A 13,531-nucleotide genomic window follows, 5' to 3' on the forward strand; every position below is an offset into this window, starting at 1 on the left:
AACCAATGACAACCCACTTTGCTCGGCAAATCGCCTCCCAGATCTCACAGTTCGAGGCGCTCGACCTGGGCTCCAAGGGGCGACGGCATGCCTGGAAGCAGGCGGCCATCCATCGGGCCGATAGCGCTCCGCCCCGCCTCGCCTGCCATTTGCAGGCTTCCCTGTTGAAATCCCATTGCGTAGTACACTGGGCGAGCCTGCCGAAGAGGACACCTACATGCCCCATAGCTACAGGAAAATGGAATCGCCGGTCGGGACACTGACCCTGGTAGCCAGGGACGATGCCTTTCTGGTCGCGATTCTTTGGCAGCATGAGCGTCCCAACCGAGTACCGCTGGACGAGATGCGGCTCTCCGAGGACAGCTCCCTCCTGGCGGAAACCGAACGCCAGTTGCGGGAATATTTTTCCGGCAAACGTTCCCGGTTCGAACTCCCGCTCGACTTCCAAGGTACCGAATTTCAGAAAAAGGTCTGGTCCGCCCTGCTCACCATTCCATTCGGCGAGACCCGCAGCTATACGGAAATAGCCGTGCAGATCGGCAGCCCCAACGCAGTACGGGCGGTTGGAGCCGCCAACGGACGGAACCCACTGTCCATTGTTGCACCTTGCCATAGGGTGATCGGAGCCTCTGGCGGCCTCACCGGTTTCGCCGGTGGGTTGGCCGCCAAGCAGTGGTTGCTGCGTTTGGAAACCCGAGGCAGGACACCAGACCTGTTGAGCATGATCGAGGACGAGTGAGCTGCCGCTTGCCCTCGCGCCCGGTGTTCACCGGAAAAATCCTCGCCTTTTGACTTGACCCGACTGCAGCGGGGACATTTCAGATCGAGGACCGACGGCAACTGAGCGCAACTCGTTCGTAAGTCAGGTCCTTGTTCCTGGGCGGTAACTGATAGTCGACGGAACAGGAGCCATCGCTCCAGCGAATGGACAGGCGCCCCTGGTCCTCGATACCGAACACCAGCAAACGGGACAGGTTGTCGACCATTCCCACGACCCGCTCTTCCTTGTCGTATGCCTGTGCACCGAAGGGAATCTTTCCTCCAGAGTCCATGCTCAGGTCGAACTGCACCCGCCGACCGGACTCCGCGGAGAAACGCTTGGCGATCACGGCGCCCCGGGTCGGCACGGCCATTTGCGTGCTGTCGCTGATCTCGGTATCGCTTCCAAGGGTATTGGTGTCCAGGTTCACCCAGTTGTAACGATAGGGTTGCATGTAGGGGAGCACGGCATAGCCACGGCCGTCGGTGCGAACCGAAGAGTAGCCGTCGAGGCCGACGCCGCCGACCTCCGGAACCTCCACCAGGCCGAACGTTTCCCCCACCGGCTGGCCGAAGGTCACTCCCCCCGAATGCACCACTACCGAACCGCTTGCTCCCAGGTTGATCTGCTTGTTGTCGCGCCCCTGGCTGTAATTGGCGGACAACTTGGCCTTGGACGTGTCCCAACCCAGGCCGACGCTGCCGGAGTTGCCGCCGTCCTTGCTGTAGTTGGCCTGTGCGCTGTAGTTGAACGCATTGGCTTCATCCAGGTATCCGGAGATACCGGTGTTCAGGCTCGAATCACCATGCTGTGAACTCACGGCATTGGCATATACCTGACTGGAGCGTGCGCTACCGCCCAAGGGGATGCTGACGGAGGCCGTGAACTGGGTATCGGAGCGCCCGAACGAACCCGTCTCGTGGGTACGGGAAACCGCCAGGCTATAGCTCGCGCGCTTGATGCCGCTGCTGAAGCCGAACTGCACGCGACGGCTGCTGCCGGGGCGATTCCAATATGTGGTTTCGCCCGCCGTGAGATAGAGCGAACTGCGTCGGAACAGCGTCTGGTTCACCGTCAGGTCTATGCGGCTCTTCTGCCGACTGGAACTTGAGCCATAGAGGTAGCTCTCTTCGGACATGTCGTCGATATGCTGGCTGAGAGTACGGTAGCCTTCCGTGGAATAGCGATAGCCCACCACGGTAAAGCTGGTTTCGGTGGCGTTGATGGTCTTGGAATAGAGAAGCCGCAGACTCTGTCCCTGGTTGCGCCCACCCCGCCGCGTGCGGGACTGGCTATGGGTCACGTCCGCAGAAAAACCGCCCAGGGGCGTGTTGAAGCCGAGGCCCAGGTTGGTGGCATTGTACTTCTCCGCAGCGAGCAGGCCGCCAAAGCCGGTAACCCTGTCGGACAAGCCATACACAGCCGACCCCTGGAGCAGGTTGACCGACGGCTGGCCATCATTATGGTACTCACCGGCGGCCAGGCCATAGCGCAGGTTCCCCTTGCGGGTCATGACCGGCAGGTAGGAATAGGACTGCTTGAAGGACCGCTGGCGTCCGTCCGCCTCGATGATCTTGACCTCCAGGTCGCCATTGGAGCCGCTGGGATAGATGTCGGTGATCTCGAACGCACCGGGCGGTACGTTGGTGGAATAGATCACGAAGCCATTCTGGCTCACCTCGACCGTCGCATTGGTTTCAGCGATACCGCGCACCACCGGGGTATAGCTGATCTCGTTGTCGGGCAGCATGCCGATATCGGATTGCAGTTGCACGCCGCGCATACGCACGCTCTCGAAAGCATCCCCCTGAGCGGAGGTATACAACTCGCCGAGGGACAAGGTCCCCTTCAGGGCACGAATGTCACGTTCCACATAGGTACGGTTGCTACTGAACTTGTTGCGCATGCCGGTACCTCCGCTCAGGGAGGAGTCGTTGCGCAGACGCCAGCCAAACAGGTTGAAGCCGTTGCGCAGGCCCAGGTAGCGATAATCGCTGTTCTGGCCAAAGTTGGTGTTGCGCGTGAAGTTGGCCTGGTAGTTGGAAAACAACGCGGTGACACCGTCATCCCAAAGAGAGGGATCCACATAGCCACGCGAGTGCCGCTGTACATACAGCTGTGGAATGCTGACCAGCAGGGAAAGGCTGTTGACGTCGAACTCGATGGATGCACCGGGGATGAGTTCGGCGACATTCAGGGGCGTATTGTTTTCCAGATTATCCGGAATGAGCTTGTCCCGAGTCAGCCGGGCGATATCGACCCCGATCTCCTTGAGCAGCCCTACCCGGACGACCGGACGAACGCTTCCGGTTTCGGGATCGGCACTGAACACGACATCTTCGCGCCGGATCATGATCTGGTTCAAATGAATGTCGACGCTGTAAGTGCCGGGCGACACCGAGTTGCCGTTCTCGAAATACTTCAGTTCAACGGGCGCCCCGCCCTCGTTGTTCAGGAACTCGGCGTTGAATTCCACCGCGAAAGTTACGGCAGGCAAAGCCAATCCCAAGGCCATGAGACAGGAAGACCTGGAATAGACGGACAACTCGAAGTCGAACTTTTTCCTAAATATGGCCACGCGAATATTCCTTGGACTAATTTCCGACAAAACGGAAACACCCATCCATAGGGGAAGTTAAGAGCAGTTCTTCTGCTCTTCTACTCTGCTCTTCTGAGCTTCAGTCGGATAAGGAGCTGGAATGTTTATCGAGTCCGCCATAGTCATTTACGCTCTGGAACTCGACATTTCCAGAAACGCCGGATGGAGTTCCCTTGATTTCGAATCGGCGACTCGACTTCGGCGCGACCATGTCGGCAGCAACAACATAATAGGCATTGCCAGCTTTTAATTTCACGCTGGCTAAAGAGACATGAAACGCAGTATCGTTGGAAACTTCGACAACCGACTTTCCACCCTGACGGACAAGACGCCAGCTCAACTTTCCAGGCGCTTCGGCGGAAGTTCCCGACAAGTTATCGGGGCGGTAGAAGACCTTGATACGCTGGCGCAAAGCTATCTGCAACGTATTAGCCGAGGCAGATTTTTGCGGAATTTCCTGGACGTTCAGGCGGAATACGGATTCCCTGTCGCTCGGCAAGCCCTCCCCTTGAAACAGGATACGCAGGGTTTGCTGCTTGTTGCCTCCCAAACGACTGAGGGCAGGCGTGATGACAAACGGAACCTCACGTTTATCTGCCCCATTATCAGCCTCTACCCAGGATTGAATCATCACGTCCTTGGAAGCCTGGTTCCTGACCAGGATCGCAGCCTCCTTGGCAGGCGCCTGCAGAACGACCCGGGTTCCTCCCAGTGTGATTCCCGCATTGGCCAGGGTTGAAAAAAGCAAAAGGATGCCACCCCAGATAACTCTGGAAGAAAATGGATATTTCATGATGAACTCGCACCTCATGGAACGGGGTATATACATACCCCGCCCACGTAGCAGAACTTAGTTGTATTCCAGGGTGAACGGCAGGGAACCGTCGGCACTACCAGCCGTAGGAGCTACGGAGCCGGATTTGACATAAGCGGCACGCAGATTCAGCTTGGCACTGTAGACAGTGATGTCATTGCCTTCGCCATCTTTTTGTACCTTGGAATCCAGGGGCGCATCGATGGTCTCGTTCGCCGACAGGTTCAGCAGCTTGCCATCGGATCCATAGATACCGATACCGACACCGGTGGCGGTGCCGACGGTTTTCAGCAGGCTCTCATTGTTCGGGTCAATAGTGCTCCCAGACATCGGGTTGAACTTCAGCTTGACGGTGGTCAGGCCGGTACCGGTCTTGCCACAGTCCAGGTTCAGGTTCAGGCTGGTACCACCGGCGATGCTGCCGCCCGCGGTGCCGCCCAGCGAGTCGATGCTGATCTTGCCAAGGTTTACGTCGATGGTCTGGTTGCCCGCAGCACCGCCAACGGTGGTGCCGGCACCACCAGTGATGCTGCAAGCGGCCGCGGTGATTTCACCTTTGAAATTGATGGTGCCGTCTGCCGCCATGGCATTGCCGACGACCAGGCTGGCTACTGCGGCAGCCAGAATGCTTTTCATGGAAATGGACACGATTGAGCTTCCTTTTGACAGTGAAAGTGTTGCGATTTTTGAACTCTATAAGAGCCAGCAACATTCTCCGAAAAGCCGAATAGAACGACAACGAAGCACTTCCCAGGCAATCGTGTGAAATCTCCCCAGTGCTTGTATGAAGTTTCCTACAAGCGGAAAAAACCTCGTAGTTAAAAACCCTCCGACACCATAAGCCCGCTACCACTAATAGCCAAACAAAATGAACGATCCGAAAGAAGCGCATCAGCTTCGACAGCGCCTCTTATATAGAAAAATGAAAAACCAAGACAAACCAAAGCAAACCCAGCAGGCTCCCAATTATCCCATTACCCAGCAGCAGGCGCGGAGCTTACGGGAACGGGAAATCCATGCTGGTGAATAGATGCGATTCAGGTTATGGAGAAACCTGAACAGCTTCTGAAACCTCTATCTGGTCCGATCTCTAGAGCTTTGCCAATTCGGTTGAGATACTGATTTCGAACGCACTTAGTTTGCCTTCCAATGAAGAGGCCAGATTGGCTATCCGCTCGGAAGACTCCGATGGGTTCTGGCAAGCCTTTTCAAGGCAGGAACAAGACTCGACCAATAGGCTGCTGCCCACCACCCTCGCAGCCCCTTTTATCCTGTGCGCAAGTTCGGCCACTCCTTGCAGGTCTGCGAGTTCAAGCAATTCCGCCAACCGAGTACGATCATCCCGACTGCTGGCCAATAAAGTTTCCAGCAACCGCTGCAATGCAGCCGGCTCGCCGCCGGTAATGGCCTCCAGTGAACGAATGTCGAAAAGACTTTCCATCGGCGATTCCGAACCAAGCTCTTTCATACAGACTCCATCGATATGCTTAAAGGAAGGTCACTGCGCGTTGCGCTATCCCGCCTGCGGGACTCCAGGCATCCGTAGAACGACAAGGCCGTACATGCCGTCCGGGCCAGTTATCCGCAAGCAGCATAAGGGAATTGCCTCCGCCTCTGCCGTCCAAACAGGGGAGCATCGCTTGTTGCGTCTCCTCGAACGGACCCAATCGGCCCTGGAAACGCTCATGGCCGGCACGGAGTCTACCTTTGCCAGCCGACCGCAGCCGGCCCGACCGCTCGTTTCGGGGAGGGAAACTCCTACGGTAAGTCTGTGCGAAGAGGCGTCATCGGTTGCGACCGCCTGACGGTTCGAAGCGAACCTGGCGGAGGAGCCATCGCTGCGACAGGCGAGTCTGGGTTACGCGCAGGTCGCGATGAAACAGCGGCATAAGCCACTATTGGCGCACACAGGCATACGAGGAAGACGCAGGGAACACCTGGTTGAAAACCAGCTCTACAGATCATCGAGCGGCGAGGGTTCTATCTATGGCAAATCCATTGGACGGCTTGCACGACGCGGACCACGCGAAGGCCGAAAAAACGGAAGGAAGGATGCCATCGGTCAGCGATCCCAGGGCGCTTGCCCGTCTTCTGGAATTGATACTGTCCACCGCCCAGGCCGGTCTCGCCTTCTCCAAGGACCGCTTCGACATCGGACGCTTTCGCGCGCTCCAGCATGCCGTCGCCGAATTCATCGCCAGCGACCAGGGGGTAGCGTACGAACGGGTCGAGAACTGGATCGCTCTGGACAGCCACTACCCGACCCCGAAACTGGACGTCCGTGCGTTGATCCTCGACTCGCAACAGCGGGTTCTGCTGGTTCGGGAGGCCTCGGATAGTCGCTGGACCCTACCAGGCGGCTGGTGCGACGTAAACGAGTCGCCGGCAGATGCGGTAGTTCGCGAAACCCAGGAAGAAAGCGGACTGGAAGTTCGAGCGATACGCCTGTTGGCATTGCTGGACAAGCACAAGCATCCCCACCCTCCCCAACTGCCGCATGCGTTGAAAGCCTTCTTCTTCTGCCACGTCACCGGAGGCAGTCTTCAACAACAAACGGACGAAACGTCGGCGGCCGAGTACTTCCCGGTGGACGCCTTGCCGCCGCTTTCCGAGCACCGGGTACTGGCCTCGCAGATCCAGACGTTATGGCAGCGAATCCACGCGGAAACGCCAGAGGCGCTTTTCGACTAGCCCCCCGACCTCATGGAGTCATCGCGCGGCAGACGGCCTGACCCTAACGACGTCCAGCAGGCGTACCCGGCAGATCGACCGGCCAGTCGACGAGCGCCTGCCGCCCTCCCCCATCGCCGGCAGCTTGATGCCGCCAACAGCGGCGCAGCGTGCCTTCCGAGCAGTAAAGCCGGCCCGTCGTTCTCGTTCGAATGCGTGGCGGAGCGCACCCGAGGCGCCAGCCATCGACCATCCCGAACGTGCCGATGGAGCGAACTCCGAGCGAGTTCCCCCGCTTCGTCCATAGCTCATCTGTGCTAGTCGACCCTCACCTTGGGCTGCACCTATGATTCGTCCCTTGGATGACCCTCCGCGGTCGGGAACAAGACATTCAAGGACGAACTCATGGGCAAACCATTCCTTCACGCTCGGCGCTGGCTGCTGCCGCTCACCTTCATCTGCACGGCAACGACTGCGGTCGCCGAAAGCACCGGCGACTACTGGATCGTCTACGGCAAGGGCGAACGCTACAACAACGAGGTATTCGTCGCCAACGCCACCGGCATCTTGCAGCAACCCAAAGGTATCCAGTCGGCGCAGATCATCCAGCTATTCGAAGACCGGTCGATGCCGACGCTGACGGCCTACGAGGTCCAGTTCAAGTGCAAGGAGCGCAGGGTCCGCTTCGACAACGCACGCGCCATGCGCCGCATCGACAACGTCATCACCAACGTGAAAACCGTCGACGGCTGGATCGACCCGGGGAAATACGATTACTGGCTGCAACGCTCGTTCGCTTTCGTCTGCGCCCCGGCCATCCGCGACAACAACCAGATGTTGCCGCTGGGCAAGATGCCCATTGCACGCATGGTGCAGACCGTCCAGGCAATGTTCGTCGAACTGCAGGGCGTCCAGGCCAAGAAACAGACCATGCGCGATCTGGATGCGATGCTCGGCAACGAGTAGAAATGAAGGAAGGCGGCTTGCCGCCCTCCTCCGGAGCCCCACGGAGCAGGTCAGCGGCATGCCGCTCGCAGCGTCCTGCCGGCCGTAGCCAGCGCCGCGACGAATAGCCAGAATGTTTCTCTATGCGAGGAGCGCGCGGAGCTGCGCGGGGACCTCCATGACTTCGCGGGTATCCGGGGAGACACAGACCTGCGTCAGGCTCGCAGTGAACGCCACCACGTCCGGCGAAAGACGTCCTTCGACTGAAAACGAGAAAGAATGCGTCCCCACGTTCGACACGCCCACCTGCATCGTGAGCTCGTCGTCCCAGGTGACCGGATGCAGGAATTCCAGGGAGAACGCTCTCGCCGGGGGAAGAATCCTGAACCCCAGGAGGGTTCTGAGCCCCGGGCCGCCCAGCCAGACCCCGAGCGCCTCCTGCACCGCTTCCAGCACAAAGTATGAAAAACGTGGCGTATAGACGATCCCTTCGGGATCACAGTCGCCAAACAGTACCGTTCTCTTTATGAAAACCGGGGTCGGCATCGGGTCACTCATCCGGTCGCCAGGAAAGGAACCTCACTCTATGGGAGTCCCGGTCCGCTGACAAATCCTCGGATAGCCGTGCACCAGTTCACCAGGCTGCGCGGGGTCTGACAGGAACACGCCAGAACGAACGGGAAAGCGGCTGCCAGTACCGATATGACTGGCGGAAGCGCGAAACCGGCCTTCTTCCCGATGTCGATAAGGATAAGAGTTGCGGTGCGCTGGGGATGAGATATCCGGACTGCGGAAACAGAAAAGCCCGCCTTGTCGGGCGGGCTTTTCATATCGACTCGGTCGATTCTGGCCAGTTTCCTGGCCAAGGCATACTGCAGCTCCGAAGCTAAAGTTGCGAGCTCTACGGAGAGCTACAGAAACTCCTTTCTAATATGGTGGGTCGTGTAGGATTCGAACCTACGACCAATTGGTTAAAAGCCAACTGCTCTACCGACTGAGCTAACGACCCAACGCGAGGCGTATAATACTGATTTCTAACGTAAAAACAACACCCCTCGTGAATTTTTTTCAGAAATATGGCGTCGGGTCGGAAATACCAGCCGCCGCGAAGCCATCCGCACGCAGCCGGCAGCTATCGCATTTGCCGCACGCACGTCCCTGCTCATCGGCTTGATAACAGGACACCGTCAGGCCGTAATCCACCCCACGCGCCACGCCCGCCTGGATGATCTGCGCCTTGGACAGATACTGCAGCGGCGCCTGGATGCGGAAGCCATTGCCTTCCACGCCCGCCTTGGTTGCCAGATTCGCCATGCGTTCGAAAGCCTCGACGAACTCAGGGCGACAATCCGGATAACCAGAGTAATCCACCGCATTCACACCGATGAAGATGTCACGGGCATCCAGGACCTCGGCCCAGCCCAGGGCGAGCGAGAGGAACACCGTATTGCGCGCCGGCACGTAAGTCACCGGTATACCTTCGCTAGGCGACTCGGGCACCGCGATGCTCTCGTCGGTCAATGCCGAGCCGCCCATGCCATTGAGGTCGAGCCCTATCACCTTGTGCTCGATCACGCCCAACTGCCGGGCCACGCGCTCGGCGGCCTGCAGCTCGGCACGATGGCGCTGGCCGTAGTCGAAACTCATGGTGTAGCAGGCGTAGCCGTCGGCCTTGGCCATGGCGACAACGGTGGCGGAGTCGAGGCCGCCGGAGAGCAGGATGACCGCTTTCTTCTGGTTCATGATGGATTCCTCGTCTCAATGGCCCGGTTCGTCGTTCCAGAGAATCTTGTGCAGTTGCAATTGCAGGCGGACCGGCAGGTTGTCGGCCACGATCCAATCGGCCAGTTCTCGCGCGCTGACCTGATGGTGGCTCGGCGAGAACAGGACTTCACCGGCACGCTGGTCGAGGCGGTACTCGATCAGCTTGGATACCGCCCAGTCGTAGTCCTCTCGCGAACAGACGACGAACTTCACCTGATCGTTGTCGGTCAGCAACGGGATATTTTCGTATCGGTTGCGTCCGACCTCGCCAGATCCCGGCGTCTTGAGGTCGAGAACCTTGCTTACGCGCGGGTCGACCCGTGACACGTCGAGAGCCCCGCTGGTTTCCAGGGAAACCTCGTAGCCGGCGTCGCAGAGCCGTTCCAGCAGAGAGATGCAATTCGGCTGGGCCAGCGGCTCCCCGCCGGTCACGCAGATGTAGCGGGGCTTGTAGGCGGCAACCCGCTCGAAAATGGCGTCCAGGCTAACGACGTCGCCGCCGCTGAAGGCATAGGCGGTATCGCAATAGTGACAGCGCAAGGGGCAGCCGGTCAGGCGCACGAAGACCGTCGGCAAGCCGGCGGTACGTGTTTCCCCCTGCAACGAGTAGAAAATCTCGGTGATGCGCAGGGTCTGTTGCATATTCAGCCACGGGCGTGACGACTGAACAGGTCGTCCGCCTCCGTTGCGGTAAATGAAGGAACGCCACGGGACGTATCCTGTCGTGGCGCTCGAAATCCCGGAAGGTCTCGCGTGGAGAGGCACGAAGATCAGCCGAGCTGAAACCATGCAGCTTCACGGGGGCGCCGATTCTAACGAAAAAACCCGCGACAGGCGCGGGTTTGTTCATCGGGAACGGGATCAGCGAAGGTTCTTGAGATCGCGCTGCGCCAGTTGAGCGGCCGAAGTGCCTGGGTACTGGGAAATGACCTGCTGGAGGATACCCTTGGCCTTGTCGTTGTTACCCAGGCGACGCTCGACGTCCGCCAGCTTGTACAGAGAGTCGGGCACCTTCTGGCTGCTGGGGTAGCTCTGGCTGACCCGCGCGAAGGCCTGGCCGGCACCTTGCAGGTCGCCCTTGGCCAGGTTCACCTCGCCGAGCCAGTACTGGGCGTTGCCGGAGTACTGGCTGTTCGGGTACTTGCGCAAGAAGGCATTGAACGCCTGGCTCGCCTTGTCGAAATCCTTGCTCTTTATCAGGTCGAAGGCCGCATCGTAATAGAGCTTCTCCTTCGCCGGGTCGCCCGGCTCGCTGCTCGGCGCCGGTGCGTTGTTGCCTGCGGGAGCCGCAGGCGCCCCATTGGCGTTGATGGCGCCAGCGGGTGCGGAATTCTGTGCAGCGGGAGCGCCACCACCGGAAATCCGACGGTCGAGGTCCTGGTAGCGTTCCAGGCTTTCCTGCTTGAGCTGCTGGATCTGGTTCTGCTGCTCCTCGAGCGTGCCACGCAGGCGAGCCAACTCGTCCTGCATCTGCTGGAGCTGCATGAACAGTTCGCCCTGCACGGAGGTGGGGGTTGTCACCCCACCTCCGGCAAAGGCGCCGCCGGCACCTGCCGTGCCATACCCGGAAGGAGGAACGTTGCCGCCATTGTTGGCGGCAACGCCGTCATACACAGGAACTTCCGCCCAGGCCGCTAATGGCAGGCTGAGCGCGAGGAACGTCAGGACACGCAGGTGCTTGGGCATAACGACTTCTTACTTCTTCAGCTCGACGCGACGGTTCTGAGCCCAGGACTGCTCGTCGTGGCCGGTAGCGACCGGACGCTCTTTACCATAGGAAACCAGTTCCAGCTGGGCCGGCGAAACGCCCTGCAGCACCAGGTAGCGCTGAACGGCCTTGGCACGACGCTCGCCCAGAGCCATGTTGTACTCGCGGGTACCGCGTTCGTCGGTGTGGCCTTCCAGCACTACGCGCTGACCGCTGCCTTTCAGGTCTTTCGCGTGTACGTCCAGAGCGCGCATGGCTTCCGGCTTCAGGTCGGAGCTGTCGTACTCGAAGTAGAAGGTGGTGATCGCACGCAGAGCGGCTTCGTCGCTCAGGCTGCCGTCAACGGCACCGCTGTTGGCGCCATAGCCTGCGTTCGGGTCGACGCCGCCATTGGCACCTTCACCGGAAGCATCGCCGCCCTTGGAGGAGCAACCCACAGCCACAGCCATGGCCAGAGCCAGCGCAGCAAATTTGCCGAATTTCAGCATTTCCATCATGTAACTCCTAATGAACCCCAGTGTATAAGTTTGTAACCGTTGGCGACCGTCAGTTCAGGTAAGGGGACCAGGAAGGCTCGCGCACATCGCCCTGAGCGGTAGGGAGAGGTATCCGTACGCGTCCGTTGATGGATACGAGCATCAGCACGCCCCGGTCCTGCTGGCGGGTGGCGGAGATTAGCATGGTGCCATTGGGTGCAACAGTGGGCGAATCGTCCAGAGTGGTGTTCGACAGCACCCGCAGATTGCCGCGCTGGAGGTCCTGGGCGGCGATCTGGAAGTTGGTGTAGCCCTGTTGGCGGTGGACCATTACCAGGGTCTTCTCGTCGGCCGAGAGTTTCGGGTTGGCGTTGTAGTTGCCGATGAAGGTTACCCGGTCCACGGCACCGCTGTTCACGTTCATCTTGTAGATCTGCGGCTTGCCGCCACGGTCCGAGGTGAAGTACAGGGTAGAGCCGTCCTTGCCCCAGAAGGGTTCGGTATCGATCGCCAGGTTGTTGGTCAGGCGGCGCAGGGCGCGGCTGCCAAGGTCCATGACGTAGATTTCCGGGTTGCCGTCGCGCGACAGGACGAAGGCCAGGCGGTTGCCGTCAGGGGAGAATGCCGGAGCGCCATTCAGGCCCTCGAAATTGGTGATCTGCTCACGACGGCCAGTATCGACGTACTGGATGAAGATACGCGGGCGCTTCTGTTCGAAGGAGACATAGGCGATACGGCGGCCATCGGGCGAGAAGCGCGGCGACACGATGGGCTCGCGCGACTGCAGCAGGGTCACCGGGCGGGCGCCGTCGTAGTCGGAGCGCTGCAAGGTGTAGCGGGTGTTGTCGACCGAGAAACGCTCGGCGGTGACATAGAGCATCTTGGTGGAGAACGCGCCCTTGATACCGGTGAGCTTCTCGAACGACTGGTCGGCGATGTAGTGCGACATGTCGCGGAGCTGATCGGTGCTGCCGGTCACGCTGCCGGTCAGGACCTGCTGCTCGGTGCCGACATCGAACAATGCGTACTGCACCTGCAGGCGTCCGCCGGCAGGCACGATGTTGCCGACCATCACGTAGTTGACGCCAACTGCCTTCCAGTCACGGAAGATCACTTCGCTGGCCCGCGCCGGCTGGCTGATCATGTTCTGCCGGGGCAGCGGCTCGAAGTAGCCGGAGTTGCGCAGGTCGTTGCCGATGATATTGGACATGTCTTCCGGCAACACATTGCCCCCCTGGAAGCCGAACGGCACCACGGCGATGGGAATGGCACGGTCGTTACCGCTGGAGATCACCAGCGGGTCGGCAGCCTGCGCAGCACCTGCCACCAGGGCCAGGGCGAACAGCGCAATGCGAATCAGGGTACTCACAGACTCAAATCCTCCGGTTTAAAGATGATGCGGCGCTGACGATACAGGCTGTCGAAGGTAGCCCGCGGCAATTGCTGCATCTCGGGAATACGGCCGACGTTGCGCACCGCCGCCACCGCCGAACTGTCGAAAGGCTTGTCGCCACTCGAACGGCTGACGCTGGCATTGGTGATGGTACCGTCCGGCAGCATTTCGATCAGTACTTCTACGCTCATTCCATTACGCGCCGATGGAGGACGCCGCCACTGCTGGCTCACCAGGTTGACGATCAGGTCGTCGAGACTGCCGGTGACCTCGCTGCCCACCTCGTCGGCCAGGGCCTGCTGGCGCTCGGTCGTATCCGAAAGCAACTCGGCCAACGCCTGCGCCTTCTTGTCCTCGGCAGCCTTGCGGGCTGCCGCGGCAGCGGCGGCGGCCTTTTTCTTG

14 protein-coding genes and 1 tRNA gene are annotated in these 13,531 nt (G+C 59.8%); 3 read left to right on the forward strand and 12 right to left on the reverse strand.

The window, feature by feature from the left end:
- Positions 1-217: 217 nt before the first annotated feature.
- Positions 218-739 (forward strand): methylated-DNA--[protein]-cysteine S-methyltransferase, encoded by a 522-nt coding sequence (locus HMPREF2716_RS08430; RefSeq protein WP_003086236.1) that lies wholly within the window; start codon positions 218-220, stop codon positions 737-739.
- A 79-nt stretch (positions 740-818) separates the two neighbouring features.
- Here the strand turns inward: HMPREF2716_RS08430 and HMPREF2716_RS08435 are convergent, their stop codons facing one another.
- The 4 genes from HMPREF2716_RS08435 to HMPREF2716_RS08450 all read right to left on the reverse strand — a co-directional run bounded on the left by HMPREF2716_RS08435 (position 819) and on the right by HMPREF2716_RS08450 (position 5,641).
- The gene (locus tag HMPREF2716_RS08435) at positions 819-3,338 is read right to left on the reverse strand and encodes a fimbria/pilus outer membrane usher protein (protein ID WP_023090758.1); all 2,520 of its coding nucleotides are present in this window, start codon (positions 3,336-3,338) and stop codon (positions 819-821) included.
- A 100-nt stretch (positions 3,339-3,438) separates the two neighbouring features.
- Complete coding sequence (locus tag HMPREF2716_RS08440) at positions 3,439-4,152, reverse strand: fimbrial biogenesis chaperone (RefSeq protein ID WP_031756394.1); 714 nt, start codon at positions 4,150-4,152, stop codon at positions 3,439-3,441.
- Positions 4,153-4,209: 57 nt separating this feature from the next.
- Complete coding sequence (locus HMPREF2716_RS08445) at positions 4,210-4,821, reverse strand: fimbrial protein (protein WP_004348355.1); 612 nt, start codon at positions 4,819-4,821, stop codon at positions 4,210-4,212.
- Between the two features lie 442 nt (positions 4,822-5,263).
- On the reverse strand, positions 5,264-5,641 hold the full coding sequence (locus HMPREF2716_RS08450; RefSeq protein WP_003117019.1) for an Hpt domain-containing protein: 378 nt from the start codon (positions 5,639-5,641) through the stop codon (positions 5,264-5,266).
- A 584-nt stretch (positions 5,642-6,225) separates the two neighbouring features.
- Here HMPREF2716_RS08450 and HMPREF2716_RS08455 point away from each other — a divergent pair.
- The gene (locus tag HMPREF2716_RS08455) at positions 6,226-6,864 is read left to right on the forward strand and encodes an NUDIX hydrolase (protein ID WP_003120654.1); all 639 of its coding nucleotides are present in this window, start codon (positions 6,226-6,228) and stop codon (positions 6,862-6,864) included.
- Between the two features lie 384 nt (positions 6,865-7,248).
- Positions 7,249-7,809, forward strand: a complete 561-nt coding sequence (locus HMPREF2716_RS08460; RefSeq protein ID WP_003117022.1) for a hypothetical protein — start codon at positions 7,249-7,251, stop codon at positions 7,807-7,809.
- 120 nt (positions 7,810-7,929) lie between these two features.
- Here HMPREF2716_RS08460 and HMPREF2716_RS08465 read toward each other — a convergent pair whose 3' ends face one another.
- From HMPREF2716_RS08465 to tolA, 8 genes are all read right to left on the reverse strand, one after another.
- The gene (locus HMPREF2716_RS08465) at positions 7,930-8,334 is read right to left on the reverse strand and encodes an acyl-CoA thioesterase (RefSeq protein WP_003112559.1); all 405 of its coding nucleotides are present in this window, start codon (positions 8,332-8,334) and stop codon (positions 7,930-7,932) included.
- A 387-nt stretch (positions 8,335-8,721) separates the two neighbouring features.
- Positions 8,722-8,797, reverse strand: a tRNA-Lys gene (locus tag HMPREF2716_RS08470).
- Positions 8,798-8,856: 59 nt separating this feature from the next.
- Positions 8,857-9,531 (reverse strand): 7-cyano-7-deazaguanine synthase QueC, encoded by a 675-nt coding sequence (gene queC / locus HMPREF2716_RS08475; protein ID WP_003111415.1) that lies wholly within the window; start codon positions 9,529-9,531, stop codon positions 8,857-8,859.
- Positions 9,532-9,546: 15 nt separating this feature from the next.
- Positions 9,547-10,194, reverse strand: coding sequence for a 7-carboxy-7-deazaguanine synthase QueE (gene queE / locus HMPREF2716_RS08480; protein ID WP_003112571.1), 648 nt, complete (start codon positions 10,192-10,194; stop codon positions 9,547-9,549).
- 219 nt (positions 10,195-10,413) lie between these two features.
- Positions 10,414-11,238 (reverse strand): tol-pal system protein YbgF, encoded by an 825-nt coding sequence (ybgF, locus tag HMPREF2716_RS08485; RefSeq protein WP_003120698.1) that lies wholly within the window; start codon positions 11,236-11,238, stop codon positions 10,414-10,416.
- A gap of 9 nt (positions 11,239-11,247) precedes the next feature.
- Positions 11,248-11,754, reverse strand: a complete 507-nt coding sequence (pal, locus tag HMPREF2716_RS08490; protein ID WP_003111417.1) for a peptidoglycan-associated lipoprotein Pal — start codon at positions 11,752-11,754, stop codon at positions 11,248-11,250.
- A 52-nt stretch (positions 11,755-11,806) separates the two neighbouring features.
- Positions 11,807-13,105, reverse strand: coding sequence for a Tol-Pal system beta propeller repeat protein TolB (gene tolB, locus HMPREF2716_RS08495; RefSeq protein ID WP_070621858.1), 1,299 nt, complete (start codon positions 13,103-13,105; stop codon positions 11,807-11,809).
- The coding region (tolA, locus tag HMPREF2716_RS08500; protein WP_070621859.1) for a cell envelope integrity protein TolA at positions 13,102-13,531 on the reverse strand (430 nt) is incomplete at its 5' end. The genes tolB and tolA, both read right to left, overlap by 4 nt.

Origin of the sequence: Pseudomonas sp. HMSC076A11 (assembly GCF_001810205.1) — a bacterium.
Classification (GTDB): domain Bacteria; phylum Pseudomonadota; class Gammaproteobacteria; order Pseudomonadales; family Pseudomonadaceae; genus Pseudomonas; species Pseudomonas aeruginosa.

Coding starts and splice junctions, on each gene's coding strand:
- pal (WP_003111417.1), bottom strand. CDS start 11,754: ATGGAAATGCTGAAATTCGGCAAATTTGCTGCGCTGGCTCTGGCCATG.
- HMPREF2716_RS08455 (WP_003120654.1), top strand. CDS start 6,226: ATGCCATCGGTCAGCGATCCCAGGGCGCTTGCCCGTCTTCTGGAATTG.
- HMPREF2716_RS08450 (WP_003117019.1), bottom strand. CDS start 5,641: ATGAAAGAGCTTGGTTCGGAATCGCCGATGGAAAGTCTTTTCGACATT.
- HMPREF2716_RS08430 (WP_003086236.1), top strand. CDS start 218: ATGCCCCATAGCTACAGGAAAATGGAATCGCCGGTCGGGACACTGACC.
- ybgF (WP_003120698.1), bottom strand. CDS start 11,238: ATGCCCAAGCACCTGCGTGTCCTGACGTTCCTCGCGCTCAGCCTGCCA.
- HMPREF2716_RS08440 (WP_031756394.1), bottom strand. CDS start 4,152: ATGAAATATCCATTTTCTTCCAGAGTTATCTGGGGTGGCATCCTTTTG.
- queC (WP_003111415.1), bottom strand. CDS start 9,531: ATGAACCAGAAGAAAGCGGTCATCCTGCTCTCCGGCGGCCTCGACTCC.
- HMPREF2716_RS08465 (WP_003112559.1), bottom strand. CDS start 8,334: ATGCCGACCCCGGTTTTCATAAAGAGAACGGTACTGTTTGGCGACTGT.
- queE (WP_003112571.1), bottom strand. CDS start 10,194: ATGCAACAGACCCTGCGCATCACCGAGATTTTCTACTCGTTGCAGGGG.
- HMPREF2716_RS08460 (WP_003117022.1), top strand. CDS start 7,249: ATGGGCAAACCATTCCTTCACGCTCGGCGCTGGCTGCTGCCGCTCACC.